Origin of the sequence: Nautilia sp. PV-1 (assembly GCF_004006315.1) — a bacterium.
GTDB lineage: Bacteria > Campylobacterota > Campylobacteria > Campylobacterales > Nautiliaceae > Nautilia > Nautilia profundicola_A.
Genome location: NZ_CP026530.1, coordinates 260,857 through 277,403 on the forward strand (window position 1 = coordinate 260,857; position 16,547 = coordinate 277,403).

The window sequence follows — 16,547 nt, forward strand, 5'->3', positions numbered from 1 at the left end:
AGTCCTAAGATAACAATTACGAATATCAGTTCTATTAATGTGAACGCTTTTGCAGGTTTTTTATATAAAATTTGAATTTCTCCCCTCTTTCTTTATAGCCGCTGAACTGATCAAAACTTGCACAAGCAGGACTCAAAAGAGCGACCGATTTTTTATTGTGCAGTCTGTCTATCTGTCTGACGGCATTTTCTAAAGTATCGGATTTAAAACAGTTTATTTTATATTTTTTTGCAAGATTTGTGAAAATTTCCGTATTTTTGCCAATAATGAACAGTTCAATATTTAGGTTTTGCATATATTTAAAAAGAGGCGTAAAATCCTGACCTTTGTCGTCCCCTCCTAGTATCAGATAAATTTTTTTGTTTTTGTATCTTATAAGTGCATTAAGAGCCGCGTCAACGTTTGTGGCTTTTGAGTCGTCTATCCAGGTTCTGCCTTTTTTATCTGTAATTTTTTCAAGTTTATGGGGATCTATTTTGAAATTTTCAAGTTTTTTTTCTTTTAAAAACAGTATTTTATATACTGCTTTTGCCAGGATTTCGTCCAGTAAAAACGGAACTTCGAACTCAAGGTTTTCCAGTCCGAAATAGCTAACGAGGTCTTTTTCGTTTTCATATGTTATTTTAAATGCGGCTGTTTCCCTGTCCAGATTTTTAGGCATTATGACGATGTCTCTTTCGGTCATTCTTTCAAGAGGTGAAAGCTTGGCGTTTATATATTCTTCAAAACTGCCGTGCCATGAGGTATGGTCTTCATTAAGTGGCAGTATGATAAAAATATTCGGTTTTGCGTATTTTGTATAATGAAGCTGAAAACTGCTGGCTTCCACAACCCAAAAATTGGCGTTTTTTTTCATTTCAGCCAGGGGTATGCCTATGTTTCCTCCAATGTCAGCGCCTTTTTCTTTTAAAAGATGGTAGGTCATCTGTGTAGTTGTGGTTTTGCCGTTTGTGCCGGTTATCCATATCTGAAAGGGCGAATCTTCATAAAAATAATCAAATTCGCTTATTAAATTTTTAGCTTTTGTGATTAAAGGATGTGAAGGGGGAATGCCGGGAGATGTTATTTCAAGTGTTGATTTTTCCGGATTAAATTCGGAAGAAGGTAAAAGTTTGTTTCCGTATTTGTCATAAGTGATTTCTTTAAACGAATCGTCGAATATATGCCATCCGCCGCTTTTGGCAATGGCTTTTGCGGTTATTCCGTATCCGAAAAGAGATTTCATTGCTGAAGGTATCCTTTTAGCAACTGGCCTAAATCGGAATCGAGTTTAATGTTGAGATACGGAAATTTCTTTTTATCCAGGGAAATATTTACAAATACAATCTCTTTGCCCAATCTTTTTTTTATTTCGTTTTTAAGTTGTGTAAGAGTTGAAATTTTGTCAACCAGTATACCTTTTACTTTTGTAGCTATGAATATTTTTCCGTCGGCGTATTTTTTAAGTTTGTCAACAGGTATGTTTCTGTCTTCGGCGACCGTTTTTAGGAAGTTTTCATATGTCGGAAGGAGCAGGTTGTCCATAAGGTATTTTCTTTCTTCAGGCGTAGCTTTTTTAAAAAGCGAAATAGGTTTTTTGTATTTTCCGACTGTAATGTCGTCTTCTTCAACGCCTATTTTTTTAGCGAGTTTTCCTATTACGTAATGAGGCATTATAACCCCGATACTTCCCACTACCGCATTTTTATTCGCCACGATTGGTCTGATGGCGCTTATTATGTAATAACCGCCGCTTGCGGCCATGCTTTCTACGTATACGTTTACTTTTTTTGTTTTGTTCAGGAATTTAAGATATGCGTTAAATTCGTCGCTTGCGCTCGGGCTTCCTCCCGGAGTGTTAAACACAAGCAGGTATTCTTTGCAGTTTTTGTCTTTTTTCAGTCTGTTCATTTTATCCATCAGTTTGTTTATGTAATCAACGGTAATTGTTTTATTGATGTTAATTACCGCCACATAGGGTTTACCTATAGGAGTGGAAGGCGAGAGGGTTTTTTTCAAAAATACACCCAGGGCTATAAGTTCCGCCAGTATTAATATAAGAACTCCGAAAAGTACCGCTTTTTCTTTTAGCGCTCTTATTTTGAATATTTTAAGTTCCGCTTTTAATTTTTGGTTTTCGTCATACATTTATAACCTTTATCTGATTTTGATCGAAAGTATTGCTATTAAGTTCGTAATTAACGCTATTATCCAGAATCTTATCGTAATTTTGTTTTCTTTCCATCCCACTTTTTCAAAATGGTGGTGAATAGGGGCCATTTTAAAGACTCTTTTTCCTCTTGTTTTGTAACTTCCAACCTGTAATATTACCGAAAGTGTTTCCATAATAAATACAAAAGCTATAAATATAAGCAGTATTTCGCTTTTTGCCAAAATTGCCAGAAACCCTATTACGGCTCCTAACGGCAGACTTCCGCTGTCTCCCATGAACACTTCCGCCGGATTTGCGTTGTACCAAAGAAATCCTAAAAGAGATCCGATAAGGGCAAATACGATAATAGTAAGCTCTCCGACTCCAAGTTCGAACGGATAAAAAAGATATGTGCTGAATTTATAGTTTCCGACTATATATAAAAGAATTCCGAGTGTAAACAGGGAAAAAATGGAAGGAACGGTAGCCAGACCGTCAAGGCCGTCCGTCAGATTTACGGCGTTGCTCATGGCCACTATTACAAACGCCCAGAAAAGGATTGCAAAATATCCCATGTCAAAAAGCGGATGTTTGTAAAAAGGAACGTAAAGTTTGGTATCAAAACCTATTTTGATTAAAATATATGAAATTACTAATGCTCCTAGCCACTGTAGGGCGAATTTGGTTTTGGCGCTCAGTCCCGCCTGGTTTGACGAGCCTTTTATTTTGCCGTAATCGTCTATAAATCCCAAAAACGTAAAATAGACCAAAAGCAAAACGGTTAAAATTACGTATCTGTTAAGCTCCGTGGTAATTAAAATTGAAATTACGGCGCTTGACATATATATCAGTCCGCCCATTGTCGGAGTTGAGCTTTTTGCTTTGTGATTATCGGGTGCCAGGTCGAAAATAGGCTGAGTCGCTTTGGCTTTTGCCCATTTTATAAATTTAGGCATTAAAAAAATTGTCATAAGAAATGCCAGGAAAAATGCGAGAATTGCTCTAACTGTAATATAATGGAATAAATTAATATGATAATGTTCATACAGGTAATATAACATTATTTGCCTTTTTTAGATAAAATTTTAACATAATAACTGTAAATGAAATGTTAATAAAGGAGAGTATATGAATTTTAAAGGTAAAAACGTTTTAATAACGGGTGCAAGCAGGGGAATAGGCGCCGAAATCGCAAAAGTGCTTGCAGGATACGGGCTTAAGGTATGGATAAACTACAGAAGCGGAGCAGAAGCCGCCGACAAAGTAAAAGAGGAAATAGAAGCAAACGGAGGAGAAGCTGCGGTAATAGGATTTGACGTAAGCGACGAAAAAGCGTTTGTAGAAGCGGTAAAAACAATTGTAGACAGTGACGGAGAACTTAGCTATCTTGTAAACAATGCGGGTATCACAAACGATAAACTTGCAATGAGAATGAGTGTGGAAGATTTCAAAAAAGTAATTGACGCAAACCTGACTTCTACATTTGTAGGCTGCAGGGAAGCCGTAAAAGTTATGAGTAAAAAAAGATTCGGCGCAGTTGTAAACGTGGCAAGCGTAGTTGCGGAAGCCGGAAACATCGGCCAGGCAAACTATGTTGCAAGCAAAGGCGGGGTAATAGCTATGACTAAAACATTCGCACTTGAAGGCGCCGCCAGAAATATCAGATTTAACAGTGTTACTCCGGGATTTATAGATACGGATATGACAAAAGACCTTCCTGAAAAAGTGAAAGAAGAGATGCTTGGAAGAATTCCTCTTAAAAGATTTGCCTCTCCTAGGGAAGTGGCGAACGTGGTTGCGTTTTTATTAAGCGACGAGGCAAGTTACATTACGGGAGAAACGCTTAAAGTTAACGGCGGAATGTATATGTAAAGATTTTAAAAAGATGTTAAAAATCTTTGCATGCACAGCGGAATGAAAAATTATATTAATTTGCAAGTGCAACCAAAATTTTGATAAAATGCTGAAATAAAAAATTAAAGGAGACAGAATGGCACTATTTGATGAAGTAAAAGAAGTTATAGTTGAGCAGCTAAACGTTGCACCTGAAGAAGTAAAACCGGAAGCTAAATTCGTAGAAGATCTTGGAGCTGACAGTCTTGACGTAGTTGAAATGATTATGGCGCTTGAAGAAAAATTCGAAATCGAAATTCCTGACAGCGAAGCGGAAAAAATCCAGACTGTTCAAGACGTTATCGATTTTATCGAAAAAGCTAAGTCTTAATAATTTTTCCCTTCCGGGGATAATATTAACGGATATTTTATAAATATCTATTAATATTAACCTCAAATAAAGGAAATATATGAGAGTTGTTGTAACCGGAATAGGTATGATAAACGCTGTAGGTCTTAATAAAGACGAAGCTTTTGAAAATATAATTGCTGGAAAAACGGGAATTGATCGAATTTCTCATTTCGATCCTGAAGGATTCGGATCTCAAATAGCCGGAGAAGTTAAGGGGTTTGATCCTAAGACGGTTATGGATCCTAAAGAAGTAAAAAAAGCGGACAGATTTATTCATTTAGGAATTGCGGCTGCTAAAGAAGCAATGGCTGACAGCGGTCTTAAAGAAAACGACTATGACGGAAACAGATTCGGTATTTCTGCTGCTAGCGGAATAGGCGGACTTCCGAATATCCAAAAAAACTCAGTAATCTGTGAAACAAGAGGACCCAGAAGAATATCTCCGTTTTTTATCCCGAGCGCTCTTGTTAATATGCTTGGAGGATTTGTGTCTATTACTTACGGACTTAAAGGCCCTAACCTTTCAAGCGTAACTGCATGTGCGGCGGGAACCCACGCTATTACCGAAGCGTTCAAAACCATTAAAATGGGCATGGCGGATAAAATGATGGTAGTTGCCGGAGAAGCTGCGATTTGTGAAATCGGTGTAGGAGGGTTTGCGGCAATGAAAGCTCTTTCAACAAGAAATGACGACCCTGCTCACGCTTCAAGACCGTTTGACGCTAAAAGAGACGGGTTCGTAATGGGTGAAGGCGGAGCGTGCCTGATTTTAGAAAAATATGAAGACGCGGTAGCCAGAGGAGTAAAAATTTACGGAGAAATTATCGGAATAGGCGAAAGCGGAGACGCTAACCATATTACTACTCCGGCTCCGGGCGGAGAAGGTGCGTATAGAGCTATGAAAATGGCTTATGAGATGGCCGGAGAGCCAAAAATAGACTATGTAAACGCCCACGGAACATCAACAAAATATAACGATATGTATGAAACGATGGCGCTTAAAACTCTTTTCGGAAGCAAAGAAAACACTCCTCCTGTAAGCTCTACCAAAGGTGCTACAGGACACTGTTTAGGTGCTGCGGGAACCATCGAAGCGGTTATTACGTTAATGGCAATGGATAAAAACATTATGCCTCCTACTATTAACTATGAAGAGCCGGATCCTGATTGTGATTTGGATTATATTCCAAATAAAGCAAGAGAAGCGGAAATTAATATAGCTATGAGCAATTCATTTGGATTTGGCGGAACAAACGGAGTGGTTATATTTAAAAAAGTAAAATAAAAGGCTAACTTTGGCAGTACTTGATTTTGAAAAAAGAATAGAAGAATTAAAAGAGCAGATAGACGTCGCTAAGATAAAAGGCGACTCTCATGCCGCTTCTACCTTACAAAAAGAACTTGAAAAAGAGATTGAAAAAACATTTAAAAATTTAACTCCTTATCAAAAACTTCTTTTGGCGCGTCATCCAGACAGGCCTCACGCAATTGATATCATTAATTTAATTATGGATGAAAAAGTAGAAATCCACGGAGACAGAGAATTTCGCGACGACGCTTCTATAGTATGTTACATCGGTATGATAGGCGATACTAAATGTGTGGTAATCGGTGAGGAAAAAGGCAGAAACACTAAAGAAAAACTTGCGAGAAATTTCGGTATGCCGCATCCCGAAGGCTACAGAAAAGCGCTTAGAGTGGCAAAGCTAGCCGAAAAATTTGATTTGCCTATTCTTTTCCTTGTGGATACTCCGGGCGCGTTTCCGGGTATAGGAGCGGAAGAGAGAGGACAGAGCGAGGCTATTGCTAGAAATCTGTTTGAATTATCGAGAATTAAAACACCTACGGTTTCAATCGTAATAGGTGAAGGCGGAAGCGGTGGAGCACTTGCCATAGGTGTCGCCGATAAATTCGCAATGCTTAAATATTCGGTTTTCAGTGTTATTTCTCCGGAAGGCTGCGCGGCTATTTTATGGGGTGACAACACAAAAGCCGAAACGGCGACAAAAGCGCTTAAAATTTCAGCCGAAGAGCTTAAAGAATTAGGTCTTATCGATGATATTATTGACGAACCTTTAGAAGGTGCACACAGAGATTATGAAACTACGGCGAAAAATATTAAAGACTATTTTCTAAAACAGGTAAAAGAACTAAAAGAACTTTCAAAAGACGATCTGCTTCAAAAAAGATTCGAAAAATATTTAAACTACGGCAGTTTTAACGAAAAATAAATTATATTAGTAAACATAGGGAGTTTAATCCCCACTTTTAGAATTTATAATTATATTTAAATGCCGCTGCGTTTTCTTTTAACCCGTCGAAATTTGTTTTAAAGTAATAACCTAATGATAAAGAAGACTGTTCATTTAACATACTTTTGAAACCTGCATTTAATTTATACATTACCCTTTTTCTTTCAAGTCCGTCTGTTTGGAAATTAATATCGTCCGCACCAGCAAGAGCCGAAGTAATTGCAGGGGTTTTGTTTATGAAATTGTAACTTGCGAATATACCCACAAAAATCGAATTTTTTGTATTTAAGGTAACTTTTGAATTTGCTCCAGCACTTAATACCATATCATTTTCATTATAAGAGTTTACTTTTAAATCAAGCGCACCGGCACCGGTTTCGGTATAAGACGGTTGATAATAATATCTGTAAGTAAGTGCAATTGAAGGTATAATGTCCATATTGTCACTGAATTTCAAAGCGTTGCTTAAAGCGACGTTTGCGTTAAGCGCCCTGGAAGTATAGCTGCCGTTTGCCGTAATGTTTGTTGCGTAAATATTTCTTGAAGTAGTGTTTTTTTGAAGTGCGAATGTCAAATAATAACTTAAAGAGCTTTTATAATCTATAACCCGTCTTCCACCGTAAAACGTTAACGAATAGCTTTTAATGTCACTGCTGTCGTTTGTATTGTTTATATTTGTTGTTCCGTCAGCATAGAAAAAGGCCATTCCGCAGTAAGCGTCGTCCGCATCGTATTTTTTGTCCATTCCTATTCCGATTCCCCTGATATTTGCCGAATATCCGTTTACCCCGTTTTTGTCCGATTGTGAAATATGTTTGTAAAACGGTTTAAACCATATGTTTTTATCGAGCATAATATCACCGGAATTGAGTCCGTTTTGTCTGGAACTTATTACATTTCCTAGTGAAGACATTAAGATTGAATTTACGTTTGCGCCTTCGGCTGTACTTTGGGGTGTTAATGACTGAATTGTGAGTGTTTTGCCTTCATTGTTTTGTACTGCTAAAGTATTGAAAAGCGTAGCTTCTTCATTGCTTATTTTGTTTGAACTGAAAATATTGTCTAATATATGCAATAAAGAGGAACTTACTGATGAAACGGCCGGAATGGTTCTGCTTACCTCATTTGCCGGTTTGTAAACGGTTAAATAAAAGCTGTCTGTCACAGTGTCATGTTTAAGTGTAAAATTGAAGTATGAATTGCTTGTAAGGTTTTGTTCGGAAAGTCCTGTTACGTTTTGATAATAAATTACGGTGCCTAAAATTTTTTCATTGTCGGTGTTAGTTGTTAAACTGTTATACCATTGAACAATGTTTTTCTGGTTGGAAAACCCGATTTTGATTTTATTGTTGTATATCGCCAGATTGTTCGCTTTCAAAAATCCGTTAAACTGTTTTTGCGTGTCTATACTGAAATTAAGCGAACCTGTTACCTGCTCAAAAGAGTTTACTTTATCGTTTGTGTCGTTTTTAATGTATACGGTTCCATTGTTTAAAAATGTTAAATTTCCGGATTCGTCTTTAACGGAACCTGTTATGGTTCCAGTATTGTATAACTGAGCAGTATTCGTATTGTAATATTCCACTGCCGTTGATGCGTTGATTGTCCCCGTGTTGTTGATGTTAACCATTGAATTCGTATCAGAATCGGAAACGTAAATACCGGTTTTTGCATAAATGTTTCCGGAATTGTCTATATTTCCGCCGGCGGTGTATATACCGGTGTTTTCAGAAATGATGGTTCCTTTATTGATTACGGAATATGAAGTGTTTTGTATGTTTATACCTTTGTCGATTGCACTTAAGATTCCGTCGTTTTCTACGGTGCCGTTGTTGTCCGTAATGAAAATTGCGTTTTTAAATCCGGAAATAACGCCTTTGTTTTGTATTTTCATAGAGTTGGTGTTTAAATAGATTCCGTATGAATCTACCTGTGAGGTGTTCAAATCCGAATTAAAATAAATTTTACCGTTATTTAATATAAGTCCTTTGTTCGTATTTACGTAAATTCCGGTGCTTGAAGCGTTCATCGATTTATCTGTTGTTTCGTTTTCACTGATAAGAATGTTTCTGTCGTTTTGCAACATGTAACTGCTGCCGTTTACATCTATAGCGGTTATACGGTTGATGTAGTTTGAGTTTATCGCGATTGTGCCTTTATTTAATAAATAGTTGTTGTTTTTTAAATTTAATCCCGTTATGTTTATTATGTCAGAAGAGTATTTATCGGGGTTGTAATCGTATGTGTTTATTGAAATGTCACCTTTATTGACTATATTTCCGTTATTGTCCGCACCGACATTGATACCCGTTACGTTTTCTTCAAAATTATATGTTTGTTTGTAAGAAATGTTGATTTTTCCGTTATTGCTTAAATTTCCGTCATTGTCTCCGTTGATTAAAATGCCGTTAATATTTCCTTTATACGTAGTTTTCACAGGTGATATGGTTTTATTCGGGGACATGTTTAGGTTTATAAAACCGCTGTTGTTTACATCTCCGAAATTGTTGGCAAGGGAAATACCGTTTAATGTTTTTATTATTCCGGTCGTTGAAGCGGAAATCGAACCTTTATTGATAATTGTACCGTTGTTGTCAAAGTAATTATCGACATATCTTATTGCGATGCCTTCCATCGTTACGTCTTTAAAAAATATTCCTGCATCGTAGTTACTTGTGTAACTGAATGCTATGTTACCGTCGTTTATTATGTAATTATTCGGATTTGTGCGGCCGGTGGCAATACCTGCGAGTAACAGATTGTCCGATAAAAGTTCATAATTATTGAAATAAGATATGTTTATGTTTCCTTTGTTTTCAATCGTACCGTTCATATCCCATGTGAATATTCCGAAGAAATTAGTATAATGCTCATTTTTATTAATGTTGTATTTGTGTGTGATGTTTATGTTTATATCCCCGTAATTTCCGATATATCCGTCATTTTCGGTAGCGATTATCAAACAGGATGTACTATCTGATATTATATAAGAAAGATCCGCGTTTACTTCAATCAGTTTATTGTTTATTATTTTTCCGTTTTTGGTGTTGGTATCTACACCCATAGCCGCTATACCGTTTTTTGGCGTGATATTAAACGTCAACTTTCCGTTATTGATTAAAGAAGCGTTGTTGTCTCCGTTTACTATCATCGATATTCCCGAAACCGGGTTTTCGTAAGAGGTTGTAAGGTCTATTAGTCCGTTATTGACGATGTTTGTGTTTGAAGCGTTATTTGCGAGCATACCTACAAATATCCCTGAATCGGAAGTTCCCTCGATTGTGCCATAGTTGGTAAAGATGCCGTTGTTTGTGCCTACCGAAATGCCCGTGTTGTTCGTATAAATTTTTCCGTAATTTATAACCGTTCCGTTATTTTCTCCTATATAAATGTTTTCAAAATCTTGAAAATCCAAATCCGAAGGCTGCACATGATTTATCAGAGTGCCGTTATTGATAACGGTGCCGGTGTTTGTTTGTACCGAAATGTTTTTTATATATTCTCCTCCGACGGCGTTATTGGAAATAGTACCGGTATTTGATATCGTACCGTTGTTTGTGTTTACCAAAATGCCGTTTTGTATTTTGGAAACGTTCAAGTCGTTTATCGTTATTGTCCCGGTATTAGATATCGTTCCGTTGTTTTCTACAGCTCCTATACCGGCCGTCATATATAAGTTTTCATCCGATATTAAAATAGTTCCGCTGTTTGTAACGGAGGCGTTTTTCGCATTGCCGCCTGTATATATTCCTACTAACGGTCCGGTTGAATTTTCGTCATATTTCGTAAGTTTTATACTTCCGCTGTTTATCACATTGGAAAAGTTAGTTTTTCTTATGCTTATACCTTTGCCGTTTGTGTCGATGGTTCCGCTGTTTTGCACGCTTGCATTACTGTCGAAAAACACGCTTATACCGTTTAGTTCAAATTCCCCCGCATTATAAATATTATCTTCGTTTTCGTCAGAAGGGGGTGTGATGTCTGCATTGATATTTATGGTTCCGGTGTTGGATAATAAGCCGTCATTGTGAAGAACTACGATACCGTCGGATCTTTGCGTTTCTGAGGTGTTCACGGTTATCGTTCCGTTATTGACGATACTGCCTTTATTTAGGAACCCGTATATACCAAGTTCCAAAAAATATACTGGTGAATTAAATTCGATAATACCGTTATTTATTATATCTCCGTATACCGATACGTTATGCTCAGGATTGCCGAGTACTATTCCGACCGCTGTGTCAGGTTTGTAATTTATACTTTTAAATATGATAGATCCGTCGTTTTTAATGTAGTTTTGTTTCGGAAGATCTGTTTTATAAAGTAACATTACCGGTTGTGAAATTTTACTTTCGTTCATATCCGTTACGAATATACTTCCCTCCGGAGTGACATATACGTTTTGGGTTGTATTTATTTCCACAGGTGTATTTACTAAAGAGTTTATTTCCATTGAGCTTAATACTGATATGAGGGCTGCCGAGAGTATAAATCTTTTCATAAATACTCCTTTTATTAATTTATTATTAATTATAAATTTCAAAAAGCGGATTAGTCAATGACATTTCGGCTCATTTTTTAATGATAATTAAATAAAAATATTTCTATTAACCTTTCATTTACTTTTGTTGTTTATCTTTATAAAGCGTTGTTTACGCAAAATTTAAGCGTTAAAAGGAGGGAGGTATATGCAAGTTTCAAACAGTATGCAAATGCAACAGATGCATCAGATGAGAATGCAGGGCCAAGCCCAAGGCGGAGGCCATGGTAAAGGCATGGGCAGAATAATGCAAAGCCTTACACCTGATCAAAGACAGGATATTTCTTCACAATTGCAAAGTCTTTCTCAGGATGACAGAAAAAACATAGTTGATCAGATTAAATCACTTGATACTTCAAGTATGTCTCAGGATCAGCTATATCAATCAATTCTTGATATTCTAAATCCAGAAACTCAAACTAATACGATAACTGCAACCAGTATAGACACTTACGCCTGATGTTGCAGCTCTTGGGCTAAATATTTTGCGGTATATGAAATATCCGCATAGTTTTTAGCTATTTCTTTTACATTTCCGGTAGCAATGACTTTTCCACCGCCGCTACCGCCTTCAGGACCCATATCGATTATGTAATCGGCATTTTTTATGAAATCTAAATTATGTTCGATAACGATTACGCTGTTTCCAAGATCCACAAGATGCTGAAGTACCTGAACGAGCCTGTCTATATCAGCAAAATGAAGCCCCGTTGTAGGTTCGTCGAGAATATAAAGCGTGTTACCGGTGTCGCGGCGGCTAAGTTCTTTAGAAAGTTTGATTCTCTGTGCTTCCCCTCCGCTTAGGGTCGTGGCGTTTTGTCCGAGCGTGATGTATCCGAGTCCCACGTCTTTTAGGGTTTTTAGTTTCTGTTTTATTTTCGGTATTTTTTCAAAAAACTCATACGCTTCATCCACGCTCATTTCAAGCACGTCGGCGATTGATTTGCCTTTGTATTTAATTTCCAAGGTCTGTTCGTTGTATCTTTTTCCTCCGCACGCTTCGCATGTTACCATTACATCCGGCAGGAAGTGCATTTCGATTTTTATCTGTCCTTCACCCTTACACACCTCACATCTTCCGCCTTTTACATTGAAGCTGAATCTCCCTGGCGTATAGCCTCTAAGCTGTGCTTCGGGAGTCTGGGCGAATAGGTTTCTTATATCGTCGAACACTCCCGTGTAAGTTGCCGGGTTGGAGCGTGGTGTTCTTCCGATAGGGCTCTGGTCGAGATAAATTACTTTATCGAGCTGTTTTAGCCCCGTAATTTCCACGCCTTTTACTTTTTGTATTTTGTGTGCGTGGTTAAGGATTTCCCTTGCGGTAGGCAGCAGGGTTTGAAGAATCAGTGAGCTTTTACCGCTTCCGCTGACTCCCGTTACACATACGAGGTTTCTTAGCGGGATTTTTACGTTTAAATCTTTTATGTTGTGGATATTTACGTTTTTGATTTCTATCCATTCGTTTTGAGGTCTGACTTTTGCATAGTTTATGTCTTTTTCGCGTTTTATGTATTTTGCGGTTTCGGTGTCGCTTTTTAGAAGTGCGTCAACGTCTCCGCTAAATATCACCTCTCCTCCGAATTTCCCGGCACCAGGACCGATATCCACAATATGATCTGCATTAAGGATCGTTTCCCTGTCGTGTTCCACGACTATTACTGTGTTTCCTTTGTCTCTCAGGTTTTTGAGTGTGTTGATAAGTTTTAGCGTATCCCTTTCATGCAGTCCGATACTCGGCTCGTCAAGTACGTACATAACGCCCGTAAGCCCGCTTCCTATCTGGCTTGCGATTCTGATTCTCTGGCTCTCACCACCGCTTATAGTTCTTGCGTCCCTGTGAAGGGTGAGGTATCCGAGCCCCACGTCCACAAGGAAAAAGAGTCTTTCACGTATTTCTTTCAAAATAGGCTCGGCAATTCTTTTTTCCTGTTCGTTTAGGTGTGAGAAGTTTTCTTCGTTTTTGAAAAACTCATACGCATCGCTTATAGGCATCGATATTATTTCGCTGATTGTTTTACCCGCCACTTTTACGGCAAGGCTTTCGGGGCGCAGTCTGAAGCCTTTACACGAAGGACACACGCTCTCGCTCATTATTTCGCTCATATCTTCGTCTTTATACAAATCCAGTGCGATTTGTCTGAGTCCCGGCCATCTTTTTGAGATTTTGTGTTTTGCGTATTCGAATTCAATGTCATATGCCGTGCCGTTTAGGATGATTCTTTTTTGCAGGTCGTCAAGCTCGAAAAAGCTCTTGTTCATATCTATATCAAGCTCGCGGCAAAGAGCCTTGAAAAACTCCTGGTAATATTTTTTATTAAATCCCCAGATAAGCGGTATTGCGCCTTTATTCAGGGGTTTGTCTTTTATAACCTTTTCGATATCAAGTGTATAAGTTACGCCAAGCCCGTCACATTTCGGACAAGCGCCTTTTGGGGAGTTGAATGAAAAACTCACGGGTTCAAGCTCTTCAAAACTTATCTTACAGTCAAAACACGCAAGATGTTCGCTGTAATGGATAAAGTCCCTCTCAAGCCCCAAATCTTTTGCGTTTAATATTTCTATTTCAACCTCGCCGAAACTTTTATTAAGAGCTTTTTCAACAGCTTCTGCTATACGGGATTTGTTTTCTTCTTTTACGATAACCCTGTCGATTACGGCTTTAATGGTGTGTTTTTTAGTTTTTTTAAGTTCAATCTCCTCATCAAGCCTTACTATTACGCCGTCTATGTAGGCTCTTATGATTCCTTCTTTTCTTAGTTTTTCGATTAAATCGTGAAATTCACCCTTTTTCTCTTTTACAATCGGAGCATAAATGATAATTTTCGCGCCTTCAGGCAGTTTAAGAACCTCATTGATAATATCCTGAGGAGTCATCTGGGTAATCTGTTTGCCGCACAGGTGGCAGTGCTGGATACCGATTCTTGCGTACAGGAGTCTTAGATAATCGTATATTTCGGTAACCGTCCCCACGGTTGAACGAGGGTTTTTGGATGTTGTTTTCTGGTCAATCGCAATAGCCGGGGTAAGCCCGTCTATTTTATCCACTTCGGGCTTTCCGGTTTTTTGTAAAAACTGTCTTGCGTATGAACTGAGGCTTTCAATATATCTTCTCTGCCCCTCCGCATACAGCGTATCGAACGCAAGCGTGCTTTTGCCGCTTCCGGAAAGTCCCGTAAACACTATCAGTTTGTTTTTCGGTATTTCAAGGTTTATGTTTTTAAGATTGTTTTCCCTGGCTCCTATGATTTTTATTTTATCCATTTATGCTCCTGTTGTTTTTATAAAACACCTAAATGTGTTCAACAATAGTGCAAATTTCTTAACACTGCAAAAAACTAAAAAGTGCAAGCCGCTTTGCTTAAGAGCACTTTTTTTAACGCTTTTTTACATTAAAATTTGCAGTTGTTTCTATTTATTTAGGTTTATTTATTTAATAATATGCCGCTTTTTTATAAAAATTAATCGCGAATTATACCATAAATTTAAGGAAAGTTTAAGGAAAGAGTTTTTAGTGATAGTTATTTTTTATTTTAATCAGTTGTTTTAATTCTTGAGGAGTATATGCGGGTTTTTTTCTATGTAACATAGCATGACAATTTGGACATACCGGTATCATGTCTTTTATTGGATCAATTTTGTAATTTTTACCAATAGTAGCTAAATCTACAATATGATGAACATGAATAAAATTTTTACCAATTTCACCATATGTTTTTTTAAAATTAAAACCGCAAATTTGACACTCATATCCATAATGATCTATACAAATTTGTCTAGCTTTTGGATTTCTTTCATAAGAATTAACAATTATTTGTTTTTTTGTCCCTTCATATAAATTATTGCTTTCTTCAATTTCATCTGGAAAAATATTATTGTTTAAATGAGTTGAATTACGGTAATCAAGTAAAAATTCTATATATCTATCAAATGCACTACTATACATATAGTTACCACGTTTGTTTTTATCAAAATATTGATTGAATTTGAAGTAATTGTTTTTTATTTTTTTTGCTATTGTTGGATCAGTAATAGAATATAAGTCATAATCTTTATAATTTACTTTTTGTAAGTCATTAGAAATTGTTGTAATTGTATTGGCATATCTGTTTGGTTTATTGTTTTTAATAAGCCAATTTTTAAATAATTCTTTCAAATTTTTACTTTACTGAAATTCAATAGCCCATATAGCGAAGAAAAACACAAGCATTTCAGTGATGTACAGTTTCCATTTAGGCTGGATTTTATACAGTTCTCCCTTTATCTGCTGGTATTCGCTGTATGTAAGAGTACTAAACATTCTTTTGATAACTGTATCGATGTAGTCGTCTCTGTCGTCGGTTTTGAGAGCGATAAAAAGGTGTCTGTAAATCATAAAAAGCTCTATCATTGCTATAATAATCAGTGTTATATCTACAATTTTAAGAGCAATCATTTCGATAATTATTATTTCAAATATGTAAAAAATAATAGTGTAGCCTATAAGGGGATAGTGGTTTTTCAGGTAATAAAGTGCAAAAAGTTTATCAGCCGCGGAGCGGATACCGAACTTTTCAAGAGTGTATATTCTGAAACCTATCAGCATTATTATAATAAGTTCGGTTATTAGTTTTATATCCATTAATTTCCTTGAAAGTACAGTTTGTATGTTGTTGCGCAAAATACGAAAATATACCATACAAGCAGAAATTTTTTATGATGTTTTGGATGCATTGCGTGATAAAGTTTTATACCGAAATACGTTCCTATAAGAGAAGCCAGCCCGATTGTAAAGCCTTTGGAATAATCGATATGTCCGGCCAGGCTTTGTGAAATAAATCCGGAAATTGAAGAAAAAACGACAAAAAACAGGCTGAGGCTTACCGTTGTTTTAAGCCTGTAATGCAGGAATCCTACAAGGATCGGCGTTATTAAAATGGCTCCTCCCACACCGACGCTTATAGCAATCATTCCGACAAAAAGACCAATAAAAAAAAGTTTTTTATTATCGATAGGAGGTTCTTCTTTAGGTTCGGGCACTGTTATAAAAAATCTTACAATAGCTACAAAAACAAGTGTCAGGAATACGGCACCGAGTATTTCTTTTGAAGTGTGTTTTACGATATATCCGCTAAGAGCGGCACCGATGGCGCCACCTATGGCAAGGGAGAGACCGTTTTGGATTTTTAGCAGACCTTTTTTAAAATTAAGATAAGACCCGTACATTGAGCTTAACATCATCTGGGTGACGCTTATGCCTACCGCATCTTTGAATTCGAATCCGAGAAACAGAAGTATAGGCACTAATACGGTTCCTCCTCCTATTCCGAAAAAGCCGGAAGCGAAACCTACAAATATCCCAATAATTATGGCACTTATCAAATTAAGCCTTTTTTGATAAAA

13 protein-coding genes are annotated in these 16,547 nt (G+C 37.1%); 5 read left to right on the forward strand and 8 right to left on the reverse strand.

Annotated features, from left to right (window positions below; translation table 11 throughout):
* Nucleotides 1–34: 34 nt before the first annotated feature.
* From murD to mraY, 3 genes are read right to left on the reverse strand one after another with little or no spacing between them, the layout of a single operon-like run.
* On the reverse strand, nucleotides 35–1,225 hold the full coding sequence (gene murD / locus C3L23_RS01470; RefSeq protein WP_127679389.1) for a UDP-N-acetylmuramoyl-L-alanine--D-glutamate ligase: 1,191 nt from the start codon (nucleotides 1,223–1,225) through the stop codon (nucleotides 35–37).
* Nucleotides 1,222–2,127 carry a signal peptide peptidase SppA gene (gene sppA / locus C3L23_RS01475; protein ID WP_127679390.1) on the reverse strand — a complete coding sequence of 302 codons (906 nt, stop codon included), beginning with the start codon at nucleotides 2,125–2,127 and terminating at the stop codon, nucleotides 1,222–1,224. Before sppA ends, murD begins: the two co-directional genes overlap by 4 nt.
* 9 nt (nucleotides 2,128–2,136) lie before the next feature.
* Nucleotides 2,137–3,192, reverse strand: a complete 1,056-nt coding sequence (mraY, locus tag C3L23_RS01480; RefSeq protein ID WP_127679391.1) for a phospho-N-acetylmuramoyl-pentapeptide-transferase — start codon at nucleotides 3,190–3,192, stop codon at nucleotides 2,137–2,139.
* Nucleotides 3,193–3,259: 67 nt separating this feature from the next.
* Here mraY and fabG point away from each other — a divergent pair, with 67 nt between their 5' ends.
* The 4 genes from fabG (at nucleotide 3,260) to accA (ending at nucleotide 6,607) form a co-directional block, all read left to right on the forward strand.
* Entirely contained in the window at nucleotides 3,260–4,003 is a 744-nt protein-coding gene (fabG, locus tag C3L23_RS01485; RefSeq protein ID WP_127679392.1) for a 3-oxoacyl-ACP reductase FabG, read from the forward strand.
* 118 nt (nucleotides 4,004–4,121) lie between these two features.
* Nucleotides 4,122–4,355, forward strand: coding sequence for an acyl carrier protein (acpP, locus tag C3L23_RS01490; RefSeq protein WP_127679393.1), 234 nt, complete (start codon nucleotides 4,122–4,124; stop codon nucleotides 4,353–4,355).
* Nucleotides 4,356–4,434: 79 nt separating this feature from the next.
* Nucleotides 4,435–5,661: a beta-ketoacyl-ACP synthase II gene (locus tag C3L23_RS01495; RefSeq protein ID WP_127679394.1), complete on the forward strand. Its 1,227-nt coding sequence runs from the start codon at nucleotides 4,435–4,437 to the stop codon at nucleotides 5,659–5,661.
* Nucleotides 5,662–5,671: 10 nt separating this feature from the next.
* Nucleotides 5,672–6,607: an acetyl-CoA carboxylase carboxyl transferase subunit alpha gene (gene accA, locus C3L23_RS01500; protein ID WP_127679395.1), complete on the forward strand. Its 936-nt coding sequence runs from the start codon at nucleotides 5,672–5,674 to the stop codon at nucleotides 6,605–6,607.
* A gap of 37 nt (nucleotides 6,608–6,644) precedes the next feature.
* Here accA and C3L23_RS01505 read toward each other — a convergent pair whose 3' ends face one another.
* The gene (locus tag C3L23_RS01505; protein WP_127679396.1) at nucleotides 6,645–11,129 is read right to left on the reverse strand and encodes an autotransporter outer membrane beta-barrel domain-containing protein; all 4,485 of its coding nucleotides are present in this window, start codon (nucleotides 11,127–11,129) and stop codon (nucleotides 6,645–6,647) included.
* A gap of 274 nt (nucleotides 11,130–11,403) precedes the next feature.
* Between C3L23_RS01505 and C3L23_RS01510 the strand changes: the two genes are divergently transcribed.
* A complete protein-coding gene (locus C3L23_RS01510) occupies nucleotides 11,404–11,628 on the forward strand; it encodes a hypothetical protein (RefSeq protein WP_127679397.1) in 225 nt (74 codons plus the stop codon).
* On the opposite strand, the gene uvrA is transcribed toward C3L23_RS01510, so the two are convergent.
* From uvrA to C3L23_RS01530, 4 genes are all read right to left on the reverse strand, one after another.
* Entirely contained in the window at nucleotides 11,619–14,429 is a 2,811-nt protein-coding gene (uvrA, locus tag C3L23_RS01515) for an excinuclease ABC subunit UvrA (protein WP_127679398.1), read from the reverse strand. The genes C3L23_RS01510 and uvrA overlap by 10 nt on opposite strands.
* Nucleotides 14,430–14,676: 247 nt before the next feature.
* Nucleotides 14,677–15,321 carry an HNH endonuclease gene (locus C3L23_RS01520; RefSeq protein WP_210402421.1) on the reverse strand — a complete coding sequence of 215 codons (645 nt, stop codon included), beginning with the start codon at nucleotides 15,319–15,321 and terminating at the stop codon, nucleotides 14,677–14,679.
* A 9-nt stretch (nucleotides 15,322–15,330) separates the two neighbouring features.
* Entirely contained in the window at nucleotides 15,331–15,786 is a 456-nt protein-coding gene (locus C3L23_RS01525) for an excinuclease ABC subunit A (RefSeq protein ID WP_127679399.1), read from the reverse strand.
* Entirely contained in the window at nucleotides 15,786–16,526 is a 741-nt protein-coding gene (locus C3L23_RS01530) for a sulfite exporter TauE/SafE family protein (RefSeq protein WP_127679400.1), read from the reverse strand. Before C3L23_RS01530 ends, C3L23_RS01525 begins: the two co-directional genes overlap by 1 nt.
* Nucleotides 16,527–16,547 lie beyond the last annotated feature (21 nt).